At 41.5% G+C, this 23117-nt stretch carries 31 protein-coding genes, 1 pseudogene and 1 riboswitch; all 32 genes and pseudogenes read right to left on the bottom strand.

The window, feature by feature from the left end:
- Window positions 1-55: 55 nt before the first annotated feature.
- The 32 genes and pseudogenes from purH to rpsH all read right to left on the bottom strand — a co-directional run bounded on the left by purH (window position 56) and on the right by rpsH (window position 23090).
- Entirely contained in the window at window positions 56-1588 is a 1533-nt protein-coding gene (gene purH / locus BLP77_RS13985; protein WP_093857749.1) for a bifunctional phosphoribosylaminoimidazolecarboxamide formyltransferase/IMP cyclohydrolase, read from the bottom strand.
- The gene (purN, locus tag BLP77_RS13980; RefSeq protein WP_093857748.1) at window positions 1566-2162 is read right to left on the bottom strand and encodes a phosphoribosylglycinamide formyltransferase; all 597 of its coding nucleotides are present in this window, start codon (window positions 2160-2162) and stop codon (window positions 1566-1568) included. Before purN ends, purH begins: the two co-directional genes overlap by 23 nt.
- Window positions 2159-3184: a phosphoribosylformylglycinamidine cyclo-ligase gene (gene purM / locus BLP77_RS13975; protein WP_093857747.1), complete on the bottom strand. Its 1026-nt coding sequence runs from the start codon at window positions 3182-3184 to the stop codon at window positions 2159-2161. The genes purN and purM overlap by 4 nt, the downstream gene beginning before the upstream one ends.
- Window positions 3184-4617 carry an amidophosphoribosyltransferase gene (purF, locus tag BLP77_RS13970; RefSeq protein WP_093857746.1) on the bottom strand — a complete coding sequence of 478 codons (1434 nt, stop codon included), beginning with the start codon at window positions 4615-4617 and terminating at the stop codon, window positions 3184-3186. Before purF ends, purM begins: the two co-directional genes overlap by 1 nt.
- Window positions 4593-6803, bottom strand: a complete 2211-nt coding sequence (purL, locus tag BLP77_RS13965) for a phosphoribosylformylglycinamidine synthase subunit PurL (protein WP_093857745.1) — start codon at window positions 6801-6803, stop codon at window positions 4593-4595. Before purL ends, purF begins: the two co-directional genes overlap by 25 nt.
- A complete protein-coding gene (gene purQ / locus BLP77_RS13960; protein ID WP_093857744.1) occupies window positions 6787-7470 on the bottom strand; it encodes a phosphoribosylformylglycinamidine synthase subunit PurQ in 684 nt (227 codons plus the stop codon). Before purQ ends, purL begins: the two co-directional genes overlap by 17 nt.
- A complete protein-coding gene (purS, locus tag BLP77_RS13955; RefSeq protein ID WP_093857743.1) occupies window positions 7467-7718 on the bottom strand; it encodes a phosphoribosylformylglycinamidine synthase subunit PurS in 252 nt (83 codons plus the stop codon). Before purS ends, purQ begins: the two co-directional genes overlap by 4 nt.
- Window positions 7711-8433 (bottom strand): phosphoribosylaminoimidazolesuccinocarboxamide synthase, encoded by a 723-nt coding sequence (gene purC, locus BLP77_RS13950; protein WP_093857742.1) that lies wholly within the window; start codon window positions 8431-8433, stop codon window positions 7711-7713. The genes purS and purC overlap by 8 nt, the downstream gene beginning before the upstream one ends.
- 12 nt (window positions 8434-8445) lie before the next feature.
- Window positions 8446-9741: an adenylosuccinate lyase gene (gene purB / locus BLP77_RS13945; protein WP_093857741.1), complete on the bottom strand. Its 1296-nt coding sequence runs from the start codon at window positions 9739-9741 to the stop codon at window positions 8446-8448.
- A gap of 3 nt (window positions 9742-9744) precedes the next feature.
- Window positions 9745-10869: a 5-(carboxyamino)imidazole ribonucleotide synthase gene (gene purK / locus BLP77_RS13940; protein WP_093857740.1), complete on the bottom strand. Its 1125-nt coding sequence runs from the start codon at window positions 10867-10869 to the stop codon at window positions 9745-9747.
- The gene (gene purE, locus BLP77_RS13935; protein ID WP_093857739.1) at window positions 10863-11357 is read right to left on the bottom strand and encodes a 5-(carboxyamino)imidazole ribonucleotide mutase; all 495 of its coding nucleotides are present in this window, start codon (window positions 11355-11357) and stop codon (window positions 10863-10865) included. Before purE ends, purK begins: the two co-directional genes overlap by 7 nt.
- Before the next feature lie 88 nt (window positions 11358-11445).
- Window positions 11446-11547, bottom strand: a riboswitch (purine riboswitch).
- 99 nt (window positions 11548-11646) lie between these two features.
- Window positions 11647-12390: a tRNA pseudouridine(38-40) synthase TruA gene (truA, locus tag BLP77_RS13930; protein WP_093857738.1), complete on the bottom strand. Its 744-nt coding sequence runs from the start codon at window positions 12388-12390 to the stop codon at window positions 11647-11649.
- A 13-nt stretch (window positions 12391-12403) separates the two neighbouring features.
- The gene (locus tag BLP77_RS13925) at window positions 12404-13201 is read right to left on the bottom strand and encodes an energy-coupling factor transporter transmembrane component T family protein (protein ID WP_093857737.1); all 798 of its coding nucleotides are present in this window, start codon (window positions 13199-13201) and stop codon (window positions 12404-12406) included.
- Entirely contained in the window at window positions 13198-14055 is an 858-nt protein-coding gene (locus BLP77_RS13920; RefSeq protein ID WP_093857736.1) for an energy-coupling factor transporter ATPase, read from the bottom strand. Before BLP77_RS13920 ends, BLP77_RS13925 begins: the two co-directional genes overlap by 4 nt.
- A complete protein-coding gene (locus BLP77_RS13915; RefSeq protein ID WP_093857735.1) occupies window positions 14031-14858 on the bottom strand; it encodes an energy-coupling factor transporter ATPase in 828 nt (275 codons plus the stop codon). Before BLP77_RS13915 ends, BLP77_RS13920 begins: the two co-directional genes overlap by 25 nt.
- Before the next feature lie 15 nt (window positions 14859-14873).
- On the bottom strand, window positions 14874-15158 hold the full coding sequence (locus BLP77_RS13910) for a hypothetical protein (RefSeq protein ID WP_143001448.1): 285 nt from the start codon (window positions 15156-15158) through the stop codon (window positions 14874-14876).
- Window positions 15159-15236: 78 nt separating this feature from the next.
- On the bottom strand, window positions 15237-15602 hold the full coding sequence (gene rplQ / locus BLP77_RS13905; protein WP_093857733.1) for a 50S ribosomal protein L17: 366 nt from the start codon (window positions 15600-15602) through the stop codon (window positions 15237-15239).
- Between the two features lie 44 nt (window positions 15603-15646).
- Window positions 15647-16591: a DNA-directed RNA polymerase subunit alpha gene (locus BLP77_RS13900; protein WP_093857732.1), complete on the bottom strand. Its 945-nt coding sequence runs from the start codon at window positions 16589-16591 to the stop codon at window positions 15647-15649.
- A gap of 169 nt (window positions 16592-16760) precedes the next feature.
- Window positions 16761-17162, bottom strand: coding sequence for a 30S ribosomal protein S11 (gene rpsK / locus BLP77_RS13895; protein WP_093857731.1), 402 nt, complete (start codon window positions 17160-17162; stop codon window positions 16761-16763).
- Between the two features lie 24 nt (window positions 17163-17186).
- A complete protein-coding gene (rpsM, locus tag BLP77_RS13890; protein WP_093857730.1) occupies window positions 17187-17552 on the bottom strand; it encodes a 30S ribosomal protein S13 in 366 nt (121 codons plus the stop codon).
- A 24-nt stretch (window positions 17553-17576) separates the two neighbouring features.
- Entirely contained in the window at window positions 17577-17690 is a 114-nt protein-coding gene (gene rpmJ, locus BLP77_RS13885) for a 50S ribosomal protein L36 (protein WP_039312872.1), read from the bottom strand.
- Between the two features lie 30 nt (window positions 17691-17720).
- Complete coding sequence (gene infA / locus BLP77_RS13880) at window positions 17721-17939, bottom strand: translation initiation factor IF-1 (protein WP_017185218.1); 219 nt, start codon at window positions 17937-17939, stop codon at window positions 17721-17723.
- Window positions 17926-18255 carry a KOW domain-containing RNA-binding protein gene (locus BLP77_RS13875; RefSeq protein ID WP_093857729.1) on the bottom strand — a complete coding sequence of 110 codons (330 nt, stop codon included), beginning with the start codon at window positions 18253-18255 and terminating at the stop codon, window positions 17926-17928. Before BLP77_RS13875 ends, infA begins: the two co-directional genes overlap by 14 nt.
- 16 nt (window positions 18256-18271) lie before the next feature.
- Window positions 18272-18532 (bottom strand): annotated as a pseudogene (locus BLP77_RS16075) (M24 family metallopeptidase); the annotation flags it as partial.
- 42 nt (window positions 18533-18574) lie between these two features.
- Complete coding sequence (locus BLP77_RS13865; protein WP_093857728.1) at window positions 18575-19225, bottom strand: adenylate kinase; 651 nt, start codon at window positions 19223-19225, stop codon at window positions 18575-18577.
- A gap of 36 nt (window positions 19226-19261) precedes the next feature.
- Complete coding sequence (gene secY / locus BLP77_RS13860) at window positions 19262-20551, bottom strand: preprotein translocase subunit SecY (RefSeq protein ID WP_093857727.1); 1290 nt, start codon at window positions 20549-20551, stop codon at window positions 19262-19264.
- On the bottom strand, window positions 20551-20982 hold the full coding sequence (gene rplO / locus BLP77_RS13855) for a 50S ribosomal protein L15 (protein ID WP_093857726.1): 432 nt from the start codon (window positions 20980-20982) through the stop codon (window positions 20551-20553). Before rplO ends, secY begins: the two co-directional genes overlap by 1 nt.
- Before the next feature lie 31 nt (window positions 20983-21013).
- Complete coding sequence (gene rpmD, locus BLP77_RS13850; RefSeq protein WP_093857725.1) at window positions 21014-21196, bottom strand: 50S ribosomal protein L30; 183 nt, start codon at window positions 21194-21196, stop codon at window positions 21014-21016.
- A gap of 13 nt (window positions 21197-21209) precedes the next feature.
- Window positions 21210-21713, bottom strand: a complete 504-nt coding sequence (rpsE, locus tag BLP77_RS13845; RefSeq protein ID WP_093857724.1) for a 30S ribosomal protein S5 — start codon at window positions 21711-21713, stop codon at window positions 21210-21212.
- 24 nt (window positions 21714-21737) lie between these two features.
- Window positions 21738-22100, bottom strand: coding sequence for a 50S ribosomal protein L18 (rplR, locus tag BLP77_RS13840; protein ID WP_093857723.1), 363 nt, complete (start codon window positions 22098-22100; stop codon window positions 21738-21740).
- Window positions 22101-22132: 32 nt separating this feature from the next.
- Window positions 22133-22669, bottom strand: a complete 537-nt coding sequence (rplF, locus tag BLP77_RS13835) for a 50S ribosomal protein L6 (RefSeq protein ID WP_093857722.1) — start codon at window positions 22667-22669, stop codon at window positions 22133-22135.
- A gap of 25 nt (window positions 22670-22694) precedes the next feature.
- Window positions 22695-23090 carry a 30S ribosomal protein S8 gene (rpsH, locus tag BLP77_RS13830; RefSeq protein WP_093857721.1) on the bottom strand — a complete coding sequence of 132 codons (396 nt, stop codon included), beginning with the start codon at window positions 23088-23090 and terminating at the stop codon, window positions 22695-22697.
- Window positions 23091-23117: the final 27 nt, after the last annotated feature.

The raw sequence follows: 23117 nt of genomic DNA, 5'->3' as shown, positions 1-23117 counted from the left end.
AAACTTAAACAAAAAACACTCTACTTAAACAAAAATATAGGCAACATAAATAAATCTAATGTTTAAAGTGACGCACACCCGTAAACACCATCGCGATGCCTAATTCATTACATTTATGAATCGAATCGTCATCACGGATAGAGCCACCCGGCTGAATAATAGCTCGAACGCCTGCTTCATGAGCTGCCTCAACGGTATCACTCATCGGGAAAAACGCATCAGATGCCATCACCGCGCCTTTCGCTTTGTCCCCGGCTTGTTCTGCGGCAATTTTCGCTGAGCCAACACGATTCATTTGTCCTGCGCCAACGCCAATCGTTTGTGAGTCTTTCGCTAACAAAATTGCATTGGATTTAACGTGTTTTATAACCTTCCAAGCAAAACGTAAATCGTTCCATTCCGCTTCAGTCAGCTCTCGATCTGTGACGACTTTTAGATCGGTCTCATCTAATACATGACGATCCTCATCCTGAATGAGAACACCACCGCTAACCGAGCGAACTTGCTCTAACGGTTCATTCATTTCAATCGGTACTTCAAGGAGTCGAATGTTTTTCTTCTTCGTTAAAATGGCTAATGCTTCTTCCGTGAACTGAGGAGCAATGATGATTTCTAGGAAAATCGAGCTGAGTTTCCCGGCGACATCAACATCAACAACGCGATTAAGCGCGACAATTCCACCGAAGATTGATACGGGATCAGCTGCGTAAGCTCGGGTAAAGGCATCAAATAGCGTGTTGCCAATCCCAACACCGCATGGATTCATATGTTTAACGGCAACGGCTGTTGGTTCATCAAAATCTTTTATAATGGATAAGGCCGTATCGGCATCTTGAATATTATTGTAGGATAATGCTTTGCCATGTAATTGATTAGCTTGTGATAAGGATGATGGAGCGGCAAATGGCTCTTGATAAAAGGCAGCTTGTTGGTGCGGGTTTTCACCATAACGTAATGTTTGTTTCCGTTCATAGGTCATGGTCTTCGTCTCAGGGAACCGCTCACCTACCTGTTCCGTTAAGAAGCCTGCGATTAGCGCATCATAATGTGCGGTATGACGGAAAACCTTCGCTGCGAGCTCTTGTTTAAGTTCAAGCGGAACCTCGCCGTCTTGTTTAAGGCTGTTTACCACTCGTTCGTAATCGGCTGGATCAACGACAACTGTTACGTCTTGATGATTTTTAGCAGCTGAACGTAACATCGTCGGTCCGCCAATGTCGATGTTTTCGATCGCATCGTTAAACGTCACTTCATCTTTTGAAATGGCTTCTTTAAACGGATAGAGATTCACAATAACAAAGTCAATAGGCGTAACCCCTTGTTCAACTAGCTGTTTCAAGTGTTTCTCTTCGTCTCGTTCAGCTAATAAACCGGCATGAACATTAGGGTGAAGAGTTTTTACGCGCCCATCTAAAATCTCTGGAAATCCCGTGACATCCGATATTCCAGTAACATGGATCCCCGCTTCTTCAATCACTTTTTTCGTGCCACCTGTAGAAACAATGTCTACACCCTGGTTCACTAACTGTTGTGCTAGGTCTACAACGCCCGTTTTATCAGACACACTAATTAACGCTCGTTTTGGCAATGGTTTCATCTCCTCGTAACAGTTTTGCTAACGTTTGTGGATATAAACGATGCTCGACTCGTTGAACTTTCTTTTTTACGGTTTCATATGAATCTTCCGGGTTAATCGCAACCGCTTCTTGCTCGATAATCGGCCCCGTATCAATTCCTGCATCGATATAATGGATCGTCACACCGGTCTCATCCACCCCTGCATCAATCGCTTGTTGAATCGCATCTAGCCCAGGAAATTGTGGCAGGAGTGAAGGATGAATATTGACGATGTCCCCATCAAAACGATGGAGTAGGGTCGGTCCGATTAAACGCATATAACCAGCTAAAGCAATAAAATCAATACGATAGCGAATGAGTAAGGCTAGTAGGTCCGCTTCATAGGCCATTTTGTCTGGATAATTTTTAGGTAAAAAAGTAACGGACTCAACGCCTAGTTGCTTTGCTCGCTCTAATGCATAAGCAGCTGGTTGATCAGAAAATAATAGGGCAACCTCATAGCTCGAATTTTTAGCTTTTGAGGTATTCACAATCGACTCAAAATTTGATCCACTTCCTGATGCCATTACGGCTATTCGTTTCATGCTTGACCCTCCGCCTTTAGCTTAATGCCTTCACCATGCTTCACTTGTCCGATGACATAGGCTTGATCTAATAGATTGAATACATCATTCACTTGATCCGCCTCAATGGCGATAACCATACCGATCCCCATATTAAACACTCGGTACATATCATCGTGCGTCAAATCACCTTTCTCCTGTAAAAAGCGAAAGATTGAAGGCTGCGAGAATGTTGAAATATCCACTTCTGCTCCTAGTCCTGCAGGTAGCATACGAGGGATATTCTCATAAAAGCCCCCTCCTGTAATATGAGCAGCCCCTTTTAGTAAGCCTTTCTCTTTTAATCTCAAAATTTCATCAACATAGATTCTCGTCGGTGTTAGTAAGACATCACCTAAAGGTTGTGTAAAAGGTTCATAGATTTGGTCTAAACTTAAATTTGCCTGATCGATGATGTGTTGGACGAGTGAGTATCCGTTACTATGGACACCAGAGGATGGAAGGCCAATGAGATAATCACCTGCTTGAATCGAATCAGAGGTTATGAGTTCACTTTTTTCACTCACACCGACCGCAAAACCAGCCACATCATAATCATTAGGATCATAAACCCCTGGCATTTCCGCCGTTTCGCCTCCGATTAACGCACATCCGGATTGCTCACAGCCATCTGCAATTCCTTTAACAATACTCTCGATTTTTTTAGGCTGTGATTGTCCTAATGCGATGTAATCTAAAAAATAAAGCGGCTCAGCGCCTTGGACCACGATATCATTCACACACATGGCAACGGCATCCACACCAATCGTATCGTGACGGTTCATATCAAAGGCTAGCTTTAATTTCGTACCCACCCCATCTGTTCCCGAGATTAAGACGGGTTCTTGGTAGTTTAATGATGATAGATCAAACATGCCGCCAAAGCTGCCCAATGCTCCCATAACACCTAGGCGACTCGTACGATCAACATGTTGTTTGATACGATCAACCGCTTCATATCCTGCTTCAATATTAACGCCCGCTTGCTTATAAGCTTCTGACATTAGTTTCTCGCTCCAATCAGTTGCTCTTTTTTATAAGGTGGTAATGAATCATCATACAGATCAGTTGGATAATTTCCGGTAAAACAAGCGAGGCAATGACCGCAATTCGGGCTTAAATCCTCCCTGTTGACAGCCTCAACCATCGACTTAATCGGTAAAAACGAAAGTGAATCCGCTCCGATAATATCGCGCATTTCCTCAATGGAATGATTAGCTGCCATTAATTCACCGGACGTAGACGTATCGATACCGTAAAAACATGGATGCGTAATCGGAGGTGAACTGATTCTGACATGGACTTCGGTGGCTCCAGCTTCTTTTAACATTTTGACAATCCGTTTAGATGTTGTACCCCGAACAATTGAATCATCCACCATGACCACACGTTTACCTTCAACAATTTTTCTCACAGCTGATAATTTCATTTGTACACCACGCTCGCGAAGCTCCTGTGAGGGCTGAATAAACGTGCGGCCGACGTAACGATTTTTAATCAAACCGAGTTCATATGGTATACCTGATTGCTCAGCAAAGCCAATCGCAGCCGAGATACTCGAATCCGGAACACCTGTTACCACATCAGCTTCCACTGTGGATACGTCAGCTAATGTTTTCCCTAAACGCTTACGAACACTATGAATATTATCGCCATCAACATTACTATCCGGCCGTGCAAAGTAAACATATTCCATCGTACAAATAGCCCGGTCCTTCGGCTGTGCAAATGAATCAACGTGCATGCCCTTTTCATCTATCACTAAAATCTCACCGGGGTGAATTTCTCGAATGTACTCTGCTCCGACTACATCAAAGGCACACGTCTCAGAAGCAATCGCATATCCGCTTCCCACTTTTCCTAACGATAATGGCCGCATGCCACGTGGGTCTAGAGCCGCAATCAATTGGTCCTCCGTTAACATGACAATCGCATAAGCACCCTCTAAGGCTCGAAGGGATTCTTTAATATTCTCAAGTCTGGACTGATGTTTCCCTCGTTTAATCAGATGCGCAATAACCTCGGTGTCCGAAGTGGTTTGAAAAATACTTCCGCTTGTCTCAAGCTCTTCACGCAGTTTCATCGCATTAACTAGATTACCGTTATGAGCCATCGCTAAAGAACCTGTACTCGATTGGAAAAAGAGCGGCTGAATGTTTTCATACGAGTTCCCACCAGCCGTTGAGTAACGCACATGGCCAATCGCGGCCTGACCATTTAAAGCTTTTAAATCATGCTCATTAAAAACTTCCGTGACAAGCCCTGGGCCTTTTGACTGTTTTAACTCAGTCCCATCTGAAACGACAATTCCAGCGCCTTCCTGTCCACGATGCTGTAAGGCATGTAAACCGTAGTATGCCATCTGTGCAGCCTGTGGATGGCCATATACACCAAATATCCCACATTCTTCGTTTAAACCTTTGATTTCAGCAAGCATGGAATTGCTCCTTTCCAGAGATCTGTTAACGTCTCGACTGAGTGATGAATAACCTTATTCCCATTAAAGTAAACCGATAGCTTCCTGTTATGGGTGACCGACCCGATTCGTTTAGCTTCAACCATTTCCTCAAATCGCTTGATGTTGTCTAGTTTAACGGTTACAACGAAACGGGACTGTGTTTCACTAAATAATTCAATCCAATCTTCACCTGTTAAATTCACGTCCATTCCTAAATCTGTTGTCATAACTTTTTCAGCCAAAGCGACAGCTAATCCACCCTCTGATACATCGTGAGCTGAAGCCACAACACCTGCTTGAATCGCTTCTAGTAACTGTTTCTGTACCTTTTGCTCATAGGAAAGATCAAGTTGTGGTGCTTCACCTTCGTACTGTCCAGATAACAACTTTTGGACTTCACTGCCGCCAATTTCATCAGTGGTTTCACCGATTAAATAAACCGCATCTCCTACTTCTTTGGCATACTGCGTCGTAATATGTGCAAGATCATGAACCATACCAACCATCCCAATGACGGGCGTTGGGTAAACACTGGTGCCATTCGTTTCATTGTAAAGCGATACGTTGCCACTAATAACAGGTGTTTGTAAAACGTCACAGGCTTTAGCCATTCCATCAGTGGCTTGCTCCATCATCCAAAAGACATCGGGTTTATCTGGGTTACCAAAATTTAAACAATCGGTAATCGCAACAGGTTCAGCTCCAGAGGCGATTAAATTACGTGCTGCTTCCGCTACAGCTATTTGTCCACCTCGTTTAGGGTCCAAGTGTAAATAGCGTGAATTACAATCTGTCGTCATCGCAATCGCTTTATTCGTTCCACGTATTCTCAGAACTGCTGCATCAGAACCAGGTTGAATCACGGTATTCGTCTGTACGTGGTGATCGTATTGTTGATAGACCCATTCTTTACTTGCGATCGTCGGCTGCTGTAATAATTGCTCTAAATCCGTTTGTGGATCATTGGTCGATAATGTCTTTTTAGATTGTTGGACAATCTCAGGCTTTTTGGACGGCATATGGTAAACCGGTGCATCCTCCGCCAAAGCATCGACTGGAACATCTGTTACGACATCTCCTTTATGTATGAGCCTGAAACGTTTCTCTTCAATCACTTGACCGACCTCAACCGCTTCAAGGTCATACGTTGCAACTATATCTTTGATGTCTTGCTCTCGCCCTTTTTCAACGACAACCAGCATACGTTCCTGTGATTCCGACAACATCATTTCGTAAGGGGTCATACCCTCTTCACGCTGCGGAATTAAATCTAGATTCATCTCAATACCTGTTCCCGCTTTACTTGCCATTTCGCTGGCTGATGATGTCAGCCCGGCTGCTCCCATATCCTGAATCCCTACTAATGCATCAGACTTCACAATCTCAAGGCAGGCTTCAATTAAAAGTTTTTCCATAAACGGATCGCCGACTTGAACGGCTGGACGGTCTTCAGCTGATTCATCCGTTAACTCTTCAGAAGCAAAAGTCGCTCCATGGATCCCGTCGCGTCCAGTAGCGGAGCCAATGTACATCACCGTATTTCCGATTCCCTTGGCTTGCCCGACTTGGATATCTTCATGTTTAATTATGCCAACGCACATCGCGTTCACGAGTGGGTTACCCTTATAACAATCATCGAATTGAACTTCACCGCCGACTGTTGGAATACCTACACAATTGCCATAACCCGCAATCCCAGCTACAACTTCTTCAAACAAATATATTGTTCGTGGATGATCAAGCTCACCAAAGCGTAGTGAATTGAGTAACGCAATCGGACGGGCTCCCATCGAAAACACATCGCGAATAATCCCACCAACACCAGTTGCCGCACCTTGATAAGGTTCAATCGCTGATGGATGGTTGTGGCTCTCTATCTTAAAGGCAACGGCCAAATCATCGCCGATATCGATAATACCTGCCCCTTCACCAGGACCTTGCAAGACACGTTCACTTTTCGTTGGAAACTTATTTAAGAGTGGCTTCGATTTTTTATAGCTACAATGCTCACTCCACATGACAGAAAAAATGCCCGTTTCCGTATAATTCGGCTTTCGACCGAGTAAATCTTCAATCTTCTGAAACTCTTCATCTGTTATACCCATATCTTCATATAGCTTTTTCTCTTTAATTTCATTCGGACTAGGTTCAAGAAGTAACGGCATGATGCTCCCTCCAATTGACGAGAATGGATTGAAATAATCGTAAGCCATCATCATTTCCGAGTAAGGCCTCAACCGCTCGTTCCGGGTGTGGCATCATACCTAGGACATTGCCGCGTTCATTCACAATACCTGCTATGTTTGCCTTAGACCCGTTCGGATTATCATCATATTTGAACACAATCTGATGATTAGCTTCTAAACGTGCTAACGTATCATCATCACATTCATAGTTTCCATCAGCATGAGCAATGGGTAGATTAATACGCTCATCCATCTCGTACTCATTTGTAAACATCGTCTCATTATGCTCCACGGTGAGCGGTGTCGATTCACAAATGAATTTCAAACCTGCGTTTCGCTTCATCGCACCCGGTAATAAACCAGACTCGAGTAAAATTTGAAATCCATTACAAATCCCTAAAACAGGCTTACCTAATTCAGCAAAATCTTTAATCGCTGGCATAATGTTTGCAAAACTAGCAATAGAGCCTGACCGTAAATAGTCACCATATGAGAAACCACCTGGTAATAGTACGGCATCAAAACCTTCTAGATCATGTTCCTGATGTGATACGTATTCAACCTTTTCTCCTAGCACATCCTTAATCGCATGAAATAAGTCTGTATCACAATTCGAACCTGGAAAAACGATGACGGCGAAGTTCACTGATGCACAACCTCCTCTGTCTCGTAGCGATAGTCTTCAATGACTGGATTAGCTAATAGCTGCTTACACATCGACTGAATGTTTCGATCCGAATGATCATCACGATCCATATAAAATTCCATATATTTACCGATTCTCATATCACTAACACCCTTAAAATCCTTTGCTAATAACGCCTGCTCAACAGCCTTCCCTTGTGGATCTAATACACCTTCTTTTAACGTGACATAGACCTTAACTTTAACCATGAGCCACAGCCCCCCTTAATCGGTTTAAAATCTCTTGATACGAATCCTCAACACTTCCTAAATCCTGACGAAACACATCTTTATCTAGTTTTTTATTCGTATGAACATCCCATAAACGACACGTGTCCGGTGAGACTTCATCTGATAAAATTAGCTTTCCTGAAGGATCCTTTCCAAACTCTAGCTTAAAATCGACGAGTTTAAGCTCGCATGCTCGAAACAGTTCTAATAGAACATCATTCACTTTACTCGCCAACTCTCTCATTTCATCAAGTTCATCATGTGATGCTAGATTTAATAGATTAATATGATCATCATTGATTAAAGGGTCACCTAATGCATCATCTTTGTAGTAAAACTCAATAATTGGAAAAGCTAATGCTAAGCCTTCTTCTAACCCTAATCGCTTCGCTATGCTCCCTGCAGCCACATTACGAATGACAACTTCAATCGGGATGATGTCAGTATGTTTAACGAGCTGCTCCATTTCAGAAAGCTGTTTTAACCAATGATTCGGAATGTCTGCTTCACTTAATCGCTCAAATAATAACGATGAAATGTGATTGTTTAATGCACCTTTTCCTTGCTGTTCAGCTTTCTTTTGGCCGTTAAACGCCGTTAAATCGTTTTTATATTCTACAACTAATTCATTTGGATCATTTGTTTCAAACAGCTTTTTCGCCTTGCCTTCATACATTAATTGCCCTTTATGCAAGTGACACCCTCCTTAAGCTAGACCTAATCGTTCAAAAATCGCATCAACATTTTTTAAATGATACGTCGGATCAAAGCATTCATCTAACTGTTCTTCTGACAATTGCTGCTTAATTTCAGGGTGATTTCTTACCAACTGTGGGAATGATGTTTGCTCCTCCCACGCTTGCATCGCCAATGGCTGAACTAAATCATAAGCCTTCTCCCGCGATAATCCTTGATCGATTAGTGATAGGAGTACACGCTGTGAGAAAATTAATCCGAATGTGCGATCCATATTGCGTTTCATGTTTTCCTCATAAACGGTTAATTTTTCAACAATGCCGCCGAAACGGTTGAGCATATAATTAACTGCAATCGTCGCATCAGGGATAATCACACGCTCAGCAGAAGAATGTGAAATATCACGTTCATGCCAAAGCGGGACATTTTCATAAGCCGTCATCATATAACCTCGTACAACCCTTGCCATGCCTGCCATGTTTTCCGATCCAATTGGATTACGCTTATGCGGCATCGCGGATGATCCTTTCTGTCCCTTTGCGAAAAATTCCTCGACCTCACGTGTTTCACTCTTTTGTAAGCCACGAATTTCGACCGCCATCTTCTCTATTGATGTCGCAATCAACGCCAATGTCGATACGTAATGAGCGTGGCGGTCTCGCTGTAAGGTTTGCGTTGAGATCGGTGCGTGCTTTAACCCTAAATGTTCGCAAACATATTGTTCAACGTATGGGTCGATGTTGGCATAGGTTCCGACCGCTCCAGACATTTTGCCATATTGAATCGTTTCGGCAGCGGCATCAAAGCGCTCGAGGTTTCGTCTCATTTCTTCATACCAAAGGGCAAGCTTTAACCCAAAGGTAGTCGGCTCGGCATGCACACCATGAGTTCGCCCCATCATAATCGTATTTTTATGTTGCTTCGCTTTTTCTTTTAAAATATCGATAAAACGGATAAGGTCCTGTCTTATAATGTCATTGGCCTGTTTGATTAAATAACCCGTCGCTGTATCGACCACGTCGGTTGACGTTAAGCCGTAATGAACCCACTTCTTCTCATCATCAAGTGTTTCGGATACAGCTCGTGTAAAGGCTACGACGTCATGTCGCGTTTCCTCCTCGATCTCTTGAATACGTTCCACATTAAACGAAGCTTTTTCTCGCAAGGCTTTGACATCCTCTTTTGGAATAACACCTAATTCGGCCCAAGCCTCACAGGCTAAGATTTCAACCTCTAACCATGCCTGATATTTATTATCGTCAGTCCAAATCTGACCCATTTCTTCTCGTGTATAACGTTCAATCATATTTTATGGCCTCCATATTTCAAGATCTTTTATTTGTTGTAGTATTCCCTTTGTTTGCTCGCCCATAAAGTTAACGTGACCCATTTTACGTTTCGGTTTAACTTGTGCTTTGCCATATAAGTGTAGTTTGGCATTTGTTAGGCTCGGAATTCTGTCTAACACATCCGTTATGTGTTCGCCTAAGACATTCATCATAACAACAGCCTGATGCTGCTTTGGTTCACCTAATGTCATGCCTGTAATGGCGCGAATATGTTGTTCAAATTGTGATGTTACACAGGCATCTAATGTATAGTGTCCTGAATTATGCGGACGAGGGGCGACTTCATTGATGTATATCTCTCCATCTTCAGATAAAAACATTTCCACCCCTAAAGTACCGACCATATTGATTGATTCCGCTAACTGTTTAGCTACTTCCTTAGCCTTTTCTGCGATCAATGGGACGATACGTGCGGGAACGATCGATTGAAGTAAAATATGATCCATATGAATATTTTCAGCTACCGGAAAAGTTGTCATCTCACCCGTTACACTCCGGTTAACAATGACAGAAAGCTCCTTTTCAAATGATAAGAATTGTTCCAAAATACTTGGTCCACGCTCTAAAAGCTCCGTTGCGTCAAAAAGGTCTGATGAGGCATTCAAAATCATTTGCCCTTTGCCATCATAACCACCGCGTCTCGTTTTTAAGACACACGGAAAACCGACCGAGCTTGTCGCACGTTTAAGATCTTCAATATCATCGATTAGCTCATATGCCACGACTCTAGCGCCACTTTTTTCGATCGCCTTTTTCTCAAAAGCTCGGTCTTGCGAGATTCGAATAAGTTCACTCCCCTGAGGAACGTAACCCTGCTCAACTAAATAGTTACAGACAGAGACATCTATACTTTCAAATTCGTATGTGATGACATCCGATTCGTCCAACAGCCTTTTAGCCGCTTCAAAATCATCATAGGCTGCAGTTATTTCAACATCAGCTACTTGGCCTGTCGGAGAATTCGGAGTGGGGTCTAATACCGCTATCTGGTATCCCATCTGCCTTGCCGCCATGGCCATCATGCGGCCAAGCTGACCGCCACCGATAATCCCTATTGTTTGACCTGGTTGTATGTGTTTTACCATGTTTGCAACTCCTCATTGGAATGTTCGACTTTTTCTTGTAGTAATGTTCTTCTTTCATTTAATCGTTCGTATATATCTTCATCCCAGGCAGCTAACTGTTGGGCTGCGAGTAATCCTGCATTGGTTGCACCAGCTTTGCCGATTGCGACTGTTGCAACTGGAACTCCTCCTGGCATTTGTACGATGGATAATAGTGAATCGAGTCCATTTAATGCCTTGGATTGAACAGGCACACCGATAACTGGAAGTATCGTTTTTGAAGCTACCATTCCTGGTAAGTGGGCCGCTCCACCTGCTCCAGCGATAATGACTTTAAGCCCACGTTCTTTAGCCGTCTCGGCGTATTGAAACATTTTTTCCGGCGTGCGATGGGCTGAAACAACTACTTTTTCATAAGGAATCTCAAGCTCATCTAATACATCACAAGTATGCTTCATCGTTTCCCAATCTGAAGTGCTGCCCATAATGACACCAACAAGTGGTTTCATGTCGCTCCTCCTTTTTTAAATAAAATAAAAATAGACTGCTTCCCATTATGAGGAAAGCAGTCTGGACATACGTCACCCTATCTATAACTGTTCAGAATACTTCCCTCATAGTCCGGTCGTTTACGGCAACCGGGTAGAGACTTTTGGGCCATATTCCCAACATTATATGAGGGGTTAATATTTAACTGTTCGTAATTACACATTCATTATAACATCGATTATTTAATGTTCAACCATCTTTTATCAAAAACCGAAATTTTATTTGTTTCAAACCCGAAATGTTCGCCTTTTACTCGTATTCCACTTCCCATAAGTATAAGCCATGACCGGGTGCTGTCAACCCAAGGACACGTCGATCAAGTGATTCAAATCCTTTGGTTATACAGCTTTTATCTTTTTTCCCTTGACCAATCTCAATAAGTGTCCCAACCATAATTCGAACCATATGCGTTAAAAAGCCGTCTCCAGTCACTTCAAAATAAATCCGATCATCATCCTCCCGCCACACCTTTAGTTCAAATATAGTCCGCGTCTTATCCCCTTTAACGTTCGACTTAGATGCGGCAAAGGCGGTAAAGTCATGTTTACCCTTTAAAAGTTTAGCCGCCTCTTTCATTTTTTCTAAATCGATGTCTTGTGGGATGTGCCATTCATAATTTCGACGAAAGACATCGTGTTCCTTACGATTTAAAACGATGTAACGGTACGTTTTATTTGTTGCATCCTTACGTGCATGGAAATCATGTGCAACTGTTTCAGCTGACTTCACTCGAATATCCTTAGGCAATAACGTTGTTAACGCGTGCTGCCATGTCGCATCATCTAAGGATAATGTCGTATCAAAGTGAAGGACCTGATCTAGCGCATGGACACCGGAATCTGTCCGCCCCGATGAATAAACCCTAATCGGTTCGTCATGCATTTTCTTTAACGCTTTTTCAAGGACGAGTTGAACAGTCCGTTTTTCAAGCTGTACCTGATAGCCCACGAAATCCGTACCGTCGTATTCGATTCGTAGTTTGATCCGAGCCATACGGCATTCTCCCTTATAAAGTTAATATAAAATAGATGAACATCATCAAGATAAACATGAATCCTGCGATATAATCCCGTCTTCGAAAGGCCAGTTCACGAGATTTAGTCCGTCCTTCGCCACCTTGATAACCCCTTGCCTCCATCGCAATGGCTAAATCCTCCGCACGCTTAAAAGCATTCACAAATAGCGGAAGGATCAATGGAATAATAGCTTGTACACGATCTTTTATTTTACCCGTCCGAAAGTCTAACCCACGGGAGGCTTGGGCCTTCGAAATTTTATCCGCTTCTTGCATGAGTGTTGGAATAAACCGTAATGAAATCGACATCATTAGGGCTAACTCATGGACTGGAAATTTGATTTTTTTCAGTGGATGAAGTAATGACTCAACAGCATCCGTAATCGCAATAGGTGTTGTCGATAACGTCAAAATCGTCGTCATCAAAATTAACAGAAAGAACCGTACTGATATCTTAACCGCCTGTATAATCGATTCCTTATAGATCGGAAAACCGATTATTTCAATCCAAACTTCACCTGTGCGAGTTAACAGGACATGTAACACAAACGTGATGGCGATTAGCCACCAAACCGGCTTTAACCCTTTGATGACAAACTTGAGTGGAATACGTGTTAATAACGTACTCAAGAAAGCAAAGGCGAATAATACTAAATAACTAATAAAAGTTTCAGACGTAAATACGACGATGACATAGATAAAGACCATCACAATTTTTAAGCGCGGGTCTAGTCGATGAATGAGCGACTCCCCTGGTATATATTGACCAACCATAAAGGAACCCATCATGCATCACCATCCTTCACCCACTTGGCGATGCTTGTTCCAAGTTCAGTTAAAGCCTGTCCACGATAAGGGATAGCTAAACCCGTTTCTTTTTCCAAGTACTCAAGAAATTCAATCACCTCTGGAATGTCTAAACCAATTTGCCTTAAGTAATCCTTATATTGAAAAACTTGAATCGGTTTACCCTTTAAACTAACTCGACCATTTTCTAATACCAACATTTGATTGGCGTAAGCTAAAACATCTTCCATTTGATGCGTGACTAAGACGACTGTTATATCCTGCTTCCGATGTAATTGACTGAAAAGCTCCATCATTTGCTTTTGCCCAAGCGGATCTAATCCCGCCGTGGGTTCATCTAATACAAGAAGCTCAGGCTCTAAAATTAAAATACTCGCAATCGCAACGCGACGTTTTTGTCCGCCACTTAAATCAAAAGGTGAACGCTCTAATATCTCTGGTTCGAGCCCAACCATATCGATGACTTTTAATAACTGATCATCTGATACCGCAACATCAAAATTCTTTGGACCAAATAAGATATCCTTTTTAACCGTTTCCTCAAACAACTGATGTTCAGGGTATTGAAACACCATACCGACTTTTTTTCGAAGTGCTTTAATCTGTTTGTTTTTTTCATTAGTCAGCTCGAATCCCCCGATGGAAACAGTTCCTTCAGACGGTCGTAAAAGTCCGTTTAAATGCTGAATCAGAGTCGATTTACCCGACCCTGTATGACCGACTATGGCTGTGAAGGATCCTTTTGGAATTTGGAAATTTAACTGATTTAAGGCTAAATGCTCGAACGGTGTGTTTGGCTGATATGTATAGGTTACGTCTTTGAATGTAATGTCCATAACTGTTTCACCAGATCTTTATGATGTAATGGTTGTTGCTCAAATGTGATGCCGTTTTTCCTCAATTCATCCGTCAGTTGGGCAACAAAAGGTGGGCGTAACCCTGTAGATTGAAGACTTTCACGTTTTTCGAGTAACGTTTGAGGTGTTCCTTCAAACCAAATGGCTCCATCCTCTAACACGATCACACGATCCGCCCAAACGGCTTCATTTAAGTCATGTGTAATAGACACAAAGGTTATATCACGCTTTTCGCGGACGTACTTCATAGTTTCAAGCAGTTCTTTTCTTCCTGATGGATCTAACATGGTGGTCGCTTCATCAAAGATGATCACTTGAGGCATCATAGCTAAAACACCTGCAATAGCTATACGCTGCTTTTGCCCACCAGATAACCGGTAAGGCTCCTGTAACTTATAATCCGTCATTCCGACGACTTTGAGACTTTCATCTATTCGACTTTCCATCTCTTCACGTGGAATTGCCATGTTTTCTAAACCGAAGGCCACATCATCAATCACTGTCGTCCCAACAAACTGATTCTCCGGATTTTGAAAGACCATCCCAACCTCGTGACGAATCTCCCAAACTGTCTCCTCATTTAATAAAACCCCATTAACGAACACTTGACCCTTTGTAGGCATCAATATACCGTTCATCAATTTTGCAAGCGTTGATTTACCTGAGCCATTATGTCCAAGCAGCGCTACCCAATCGCCTTGCGCTATTTTCAAGTTTATATCTTTTAATACGTTTTCTTCAGAGCTAGAATAACGATAGGAAACACCTTGAAATTCAATCACAGATCATGGTCCCCTTTATATTTCCTCGGAAATAGATTTCTCGTCTATTTTATCATATTTTGACTGTTGGAGCGGTTTAAGTTTGACGTCGAAGGGGGAATATCTTATGGCCTTCCTCCGATCTATCGGTGTATCTCTGTTTTCTATCAGTGTAACTTTGCCTTCTATCGGCGTATCTTCACTTCCTATCGGTGTATCTCTGATTTCTATCGGCGTTTTTTCACTTTCTATCGGTGTATGTTGACTTTCTATCGGTGTTTTTCTAAGTTCTACGGGTGTATTAAAAAAAATCCGTTGCACAAAACAACGGACCAGAACATAAAAAAGGGCACAGTTCCAAGTCTGTGGAATCTGAACCCCCTTCCTTAAATCATTCAATTAGTCAACTAATTCAATAATCACCGTTTTTGCCCCGTCACCTTGACGTTCTCCAAGTTTTAAGATGCGCGTGTAGCCACCTTGGCGTTCTTCATAACGTGGAGCAATATCAGAGAATAATTTTTCGATTGCATTTTGTGTACCTTCTTCATCAGCGTCTACTTTTCTTAAATAAGATTCAGCCTGACGACGAGCATGAAGGTCACCGCGTTTACCTAACGTAATCATTTTTTCAACAACTGGGCGAAGTGTCTTTGCTTTAGCTTCTGTTGTTTCGATCCGTTCATGAACAATTAAATCTGTTGCAAGATTACGTAGTAAAGCCTTACGTTGTGCCGTTGTGCGGCCTAACTTCGTTTTTGCCATTCCCAAAACCTCCTTTGCTAGGAATATCTATTGATGTTCGATGATTAGTCGTCTTTACGTAGACCTAAATTTAAATCCGCTAACTTATTTTTAACTTCATCAAGTGATTTACGTCCTAAGTTACGAACTTTCATCATGTCTTCTTCAGATTTTTGTGCAAGTTCGTGTACGGTATTGATACCGGCACGTTTTAAGCAATTGTAAGAACGAACGGATAGGTCGAGTTCTTCAATTGTCATTTCTAGCACTTTTTCCTTCTGGTCTTCTTCTTTTTCTACCATAATCTCCGCTTGTTGCGCTTCATCAGTTAAAGTGACGAAAACATTTAAGTGTTCGGTGAAAATTTTTGCCCCAAGTGAAATAGCTTCTTCTGGGCGAATGCTTCCATCTGTCCACACATCTAAAGTTAACTTATCAAAATTTGTAACTTGACCAATCCGCGTATTTTCTACTTGATAAGTTACGCGTGTTACTGGTGTGAAGATTGAATCAATAGGGATGACACCAATCGGCTGATCATCATGTTTGTTTGCATCTGCAGGGCGATATCCGCGTCCTCGTTCAGCAAAAATTTTCATGCTTAATTTACCATTACCTGAGATTGTAGCAATCTTCAAGTCAGGGTTTAAAATCTCAACATCACTATCGTGTTGAATATCTCGAGCAAACACTTCACCTTCACCTTGAGCATTAATCTCTAAGGTTTTTTGTTCATCTGAATAAATTTTAAGTGCTAAATGTTTCAAGTTTAGAATAATCGTTGTGACGTCCTCAACGACATAGTCTAACGTTGAAAATTCATGCAATGCACCTTCAATTTGAACAGAGGTTACTGCTGCTCCTGGAAGTGAGGATAACAAGATACGACGCAAGGAGTTACCAACTGTCGTTCCATAACCGCGCTCTAACGGTTCAATAACGAACTTCCCGAACGTAGTATCTTGGTTAATTTCAACTGTTTCCACTTTCGGTTTTTCTATTTCAATCATTCACAAAACCCTCCTTCAAAACGTCGAAACATCGACAATACGCTCCGCACCCCCGAAATTCCTCTGGCAGGAGTCCCATGAATACATGGGTAATGATCCTGCATAACCGTGTGAAGCTTATTAACCTATCATATCCCATTATAGACAGGGTTACAAATTATATACCTAATTAAACACGACGACGTTTTGGTGGGCGGCAACCATTGTGTGGTACTGGTGTTACATCAATAATTGAAGTAATTTCTAGACCAGCAGCTTGTAATGAACGAATAGCTGCTTCACGGCCAGCCCCTGGACCTTTAACGGCCACTTCGATTGTTTTCATGCCGCTTTCTTGTGCTGATTTCGCCGCTACTTCTGCTGCCATCTGTGCTGCAAAAGGTGTAGACTTACGAGAACCTCTAAAGCCTAATGCACCTGCACTACTCCAAGCAACCGCATTACCGTTTGTATCAGTAACCGTTACAATCGTATTGTTAAAAGTTGAACGGATGTGTGCAACACCAGACTCTATATTCTTTTTCACACGACGCTTTCTACGTGTTGTCGTTTGTTTACCTTTACGAGCCATGATTAGCTTACCTCCTTTAGATTATTATTTTCTCTTGTTCGCAACTGTACGGCGTGGTCCTTTACGTGTACGAGAGTTGTTTTTTGTCTTTTGCCCACGTGCTGGTAGGCCACGACGATGACGGATTCCTCTGTAACTACCGATTTCAATTAAACGTTTAACGTTAAGGGATACTTCACGACGAAGATCACCTTCAACTGTATAATCGTCAATTTGTTTACGAATGTTTGCTAATTCTTCTTCTGTAAGATCACGAACTCGTGTCTCCTCAGAAACACCCGCATTTTTAAGAATTTCTTGTGCTGTTGATTTTCCGATACCGTAAATATACGTTAGTGCTATGACAACGCGCTTTTCACGTGGAATATCAATACCTGCAATACGTGCCATCTGTGCAACGCACCTCCTTTAAGATTATCCTTGTTTCTGTTTATGCTTAGGATTCTCGCAAATTACCATTACTCGGCCTTTACGACGAATGACTTTGCATTTTTCACAAATCGGTTTAACTGACGGTCTTACTTTCATTGTTCTGACCTCCTTTAGTCGGAGTTTATATTACTTATAACGATATGTGATGCGACCTCTTGATAAGTCATAAGGTGACATTTCAACGGTAACCTTATCACCAGGTAAAATTCGAATGAAGTGCATACGGATTTTACCTGAAACATGAGCTAAAATCTCATGTCCGTTTTCCAACTCTACTTTAAACATCGCATTCGGTAATGTTTCGAGGACTGTTCCTTCCATTTCAATTACATCATCTTTCGCCATAGAGAGAATCTCCCTTCTTCCAATCTGTTAACTCTTCGTTAACAAACTTTGATATTGCGAAGCGAAGTTTTCCATTCGTTACTCGACCAGTTTCTATCATACTTTTCTCCACTTCCGGAGAAATATAATCTAATAAATCAACATGATGAATATTTTTTCGTTTTGGTCGATCAAATTTCCGCTTATCACCATCGGCTAATAAAACAAATGTTTCATCAACAACACCAATAATAATCGCGTATTGATCAACCTCACGTCCACGATTAATTTTCACTAATTGACCAACTCGGGGACTTCCCGACTCACCATCGACCAATCATCATCACCTTCACTTAAGCTTTCGTTAAAATTTCATAACCACCATCGGTTACAGCTACTGTATGCTCAAAGTGTGCACAGTTACTATGATCCTAATAATAACTGTCCAATGATCACTTAATGTCCGAACATTACATTCCCCTAAATTAACCATAGGTTCAATTGCCAAAACCATCCCTTATTTCATCTCGGACCTTTATAGGTGTTCCAAAGTTTGAAAGATGAGGATCTTCATGAAGGTCCTGACCAATTCCGTGCCCACCATACTCGTTTAACTATCTTGAAATAACGAGGTTTCTGTTACACCAAAATAGTCATTAAGCAAGGGCACCAATCTTATCATCGATTTGTTGAAAAACATCATCGATTTCCTGATCACCATCAACCTTAACTAAGTAACCTTTTTCTTCATAGAAACTTAGCAGTGGTTTCATTTGATCAGAATTGACGCTAATACGGTTTTTAACCGTTTCAGGTTTATCGTCATCACGTTGCATTAATGTCGTGCCATCATTGTTACAAAGCCCTTCTTCTTTTGGCGGGTTAAATTCAACATGGTATGTCGCGCCACATTCAGGGCAAATACGACGGCCAGTTAAACGGTCCACCAATTTGTCTTCCGGGACGTCAACATGAAGCACATAATCAAGTTTTGTATTTAACTCTTCTAATAAGGATTCTAATGCCTCAGCCTGAGCAACCGTTCTAGGGAAACCGTCCAATAGAAAGCCTTTTTCACAATCAGGCTTACTCAAACGGTCTTTAACAATCCCAATGGTTACTTCATCAGGCACAAGCGCACCTTCATCCATATAAGATTTTGCCTTTTTACCTAGTTCTGTTCCTTCTTTAATCGCGGAACGGAACATATCTCCGGTTGATATATGAGGGATTTCATATTTTTCAACGATTTTTTCTGCCTGGGTTCCTTTACCAACACCTGGTAATCCCATCAAAATCAGATTCATAATTTCCCCTCGCTCTCATCATAACTCTAAGAGGTATTATTTTATGAAACCTCGGTAATGACGTTTCACTAATTGACTTTCTAGTTGTTTCATTGTGTTTAATGCCACACCTACTACGATTAGTAGACTTGTTCCACCAATTTGTACTGCAGCTGGTAAGTTGGCAATACTTCCTAAAATAATTGGGAAGATCGAAACAACTGCTAGGAATAATGCACCGACAAAAGTTAAGCGATAAATCACACGAGTTAAATAAGTCTCAGTGTTTTTACCCGGGCGAATGCCTGGCACATAACCGCCTTGCTTTTGCAAGTTCTCTGCCATTTGTTCTGGATTAACCTGAACAAACGTGTAGAAATACGTAAAGGCAATAATTAATCCTACATATAGTGTCATACCGATTGGTTGTGTGTAATCAAAAACATTTGCTATCGTTTGTGCGACTGTACCTTCAAAAAAGTTCGCGATAGTCTGAGGTGCAATAATAAATGAAATTGCAAAGATGATTGGAATTACCCCTGCAGCATTTACCTTTAATGGTAAGTGTGTGGAGTGTCCTCCAACAGGTGAACGGTTAACCGTTCGTTTAGCATATTGAATTGGTATTTTACGCAATGCTTGTTGGATAAAGATAACACCAACAATAACCGCAATTACCACGAGTGCAATGATACCTATAATCACTAAATTTAAGAATAGTTGATCACCAGCATCTGTAATGTAAGTTTCGTATAATTGGTTAATACCATTTGGAATTGCTGCGATAATACCAGCAAAGATTAAAATGGAAATACCATTTCCAACTCCGTGCTCAGTAATCTGCTCACCAAGCCACATTAAGAATGTTGTACCGCCTGTTAAGACGACAGCAATAATGAAAAATGTCATTGGGTTCGGATTCGTAATTAATTGACCATTTGTCATATAGTTAAATCCGACCGACATCCCAATAGCTTGAATGAATGCTAAGACTACTGTACCGTAACGTGTAAACTGAGCTAATTTCCGACGTCCAACTTCCCCTTGCTTTCTCCATTCCGTAAACTTTGGTACGACATCCATCTGCAATAACTGCATAATAATGGAGGCAGTGATATATGGGAAAATACCCATAGCAAATACCGAGAACTGACTTAATGCTCCCCCACCGAATGTGTCAATGAAACCAAACGCATTGACTTCATTCATCATGTCAATAGCCTGATTGTTCGTAAACGGAACTGGAATAAACGATCCCAGTCGGAAAACAATTAAAATCGCAAGAGTAAATAGAATTTTACGTCGAATGTCAGCTACACGAAACATGTTTGCAAAAGTACTAAACATTAAATCACCTCAGTTTGACCGCCCGCTGCTTCAATGGCTTCTTTAGCCGAAGCAGAGAACTTTTGCGCTTTTACCGTTAACTTCTTCTCTAGATTACCGTTTCCTAGCACTTTCACGCCAGCTTTGACTTTACTAATTACGCCGTTTTCAAGTAAAAGTTCAGGGGTTACTTCTGTGCCATCTTCAAAACGATTTAAAGTTTCTAGATTAACAATAGTATACTCTTTACGGTTGATGTTTGTAAATCCACGTTTAGGCAAACGTTGGAATAAAGGCATTTGTCCACCCTCAAAACCTGGTCGTGTGCCGCTGCCTGAGCGAGCTTTTTGACCTTTATGACCACGTCCAGAAGTTTTTCCGTTACCAGATGCCATTCCACGTCCTACGCGATTACGTTTTTTGCTATCGCCTTTTAATTCGTGAAGTTTCATGTGAGCACCTCCTCTTTTCAATCTATTGCCATTAAGCTTCTTTTACTGAAACGAGGTGTGACACTTTGTCAACCATGCCTCGAACAGCTGGTGTATCCTCAAGTACTACTGATTGGTGAATTTTATTAAGACCTAAGGCTTTTACTGTATCGCGTTGACCTTCATTTCGACCGATCAAACTACGAGTGAGGGTAATTTCTAATTTATTAGCCATCTGTTATCCCTCCTTATCCTAACAGTTCTTCAACAGATTTTCCTCGAAGTTTTGCAACTTGCTCTGCTGTTTTTAGATTTGCTAAACCTTGAATAGTAGAACGAACCATATTAATTGGAGTATTTGAACCTAGTGATTTTGATAGAATGTCACCAACACCAGCTAGTTCTAATACTGCACGAACTGGTCCACCTGCAATAACTCCCGTACCTTCTGCAGCTGGTTTTAATAAGATGTTTCCAGCCCCATATTCGCCGTTGATTTCGTGTGGAATTGTTGTACCAATGATTGGTACACGGACTAAGTTTTTCTTACCATCTTCAATCGCTTTACGAATTGCCTCAGGTACCTCTTGTGCTTTACCTGTTCCAAAACCTACATGACCATTTTTATCACCAACCACAACTAAAGCGGTAAAACGGAAATTACGACCACCTTTTACAACCTTAGCTACGCGGTTAACAGTAACAACACGTTCTTCTAAATCTAATTTATTTGGATCGATTACTGTACGCATGAATTTCCCTCCTTTATAAGTCAATTAAAATTCTAAACCTGCTTCGCGTGCAGCTTCTGCTAAAGCCTTAACGCGTCCATGGTATAGGTATCCTCCACGGTCAAATATGACTGTTTGATAACCTTTCTCTACTGCACGTTTAGCAACTAATTCACCAACTTGTTGAGCTGCTTCGACATTACTAGTGCTATCCCCTTTGAATTCTGGGTCAACGGTTGAAGCACTCGCGACAGTACTACCATTCGTGTCATCGATTAATTGTGCGTAAATGTGTTTGTTTGAACGAAAAATATTTAAACGCGGACGTTCAGCAGTTCCGGCTAATGTACGACGAACACGATGATGGCGCTTTTTACGAACGGCATTTTTATCTGCTTTCGTAATCATTTAGGTCACTCCTTTCTGTCTCTTAACGGATATTATTTAGCCGTTTTACCTTCTTTACGGCGCACATACTCGCCTTGATAACGAATACCTTTTCCCTTATAAGGTTCAGGTGTACGGATTGAGCGAATATTTGCAGCAACTGCACCTACTTTTTCTTTGTCAATTCCTTTAACCACAATTTGTGTGTTAGAAGGAGTTTCAATATCAATTCCTTCAATAGGTTCAATTTCAACTGGGTGTGAATACCCTGCGTTCACAACAAGTTTTTTACCTTGCATTTGGGCACGGTAACCTACACCTTGAATTTCAAGGGATTTTTCGAAGCCTTTTGTTACACCTTCAACCATGTTAGCAATATTGCTTCTTGTTGTACCGTGTAATGCGCGGTGTTCTTTATTTTCACTAGGACGTTCAACTGTTAATACATTATCTTCCACTTTTACGTTCATATCTTCATGAATCGTACGTGTTAATTCGCCTTTAGGGCCTTTTACTGTAACAGTATTTCCGTCAAATTTTAGTTCAACATCATTTGGAATTTCTAAAGTTTTAAAACCTACACGTGACATACATACACCTCCTGTCTTTCAAGTATTACCAAACGTAAGCTACTACTTCGCCGCCTACTGATTCACTGCGAGCTTCTTTATCCGTTAAAACACCTTTAGAAGTGGACACAACAGCGATTCCTAAACCGTTTAATACTTTAGGAACCTCATCTGCTTTTGCATAGACACGACGTCCAGGCTTGCTAATGCGTTTAATTCCTGAAATGACACGCTCGTTATCTGATCCATATTTAAGGAAAAGACGTAAAACGCCTTGTTTATTGTCTTCGATATATTCGTAATCGCGAATATAACCTTCACGTTTTAAAATCTCAACGATATCTCTTTTAAGTTTAGAAGCTGGGACTTCTAACTGATCGTGACGAACCATGTTAGCATTGCGAATTCTTGTTAGCATATCTGCAATTGGATCTGACATCATTTCTTTTACCTCCTTCCCAATTACGGG

Source organism: Tenuibacillus multivorans (assembly GCF_900103915.1).
GTDB classification, from domain to species: domain Bacteria; phylum Bacillota; class Bacilli; order Bacillales; family Alkalibacillaceae; genus Tenuibacillus; species Tenuibacillus multivorans.
This window is presented reverse-complemented; position numbering and strand designations above follow the sequence as displayed.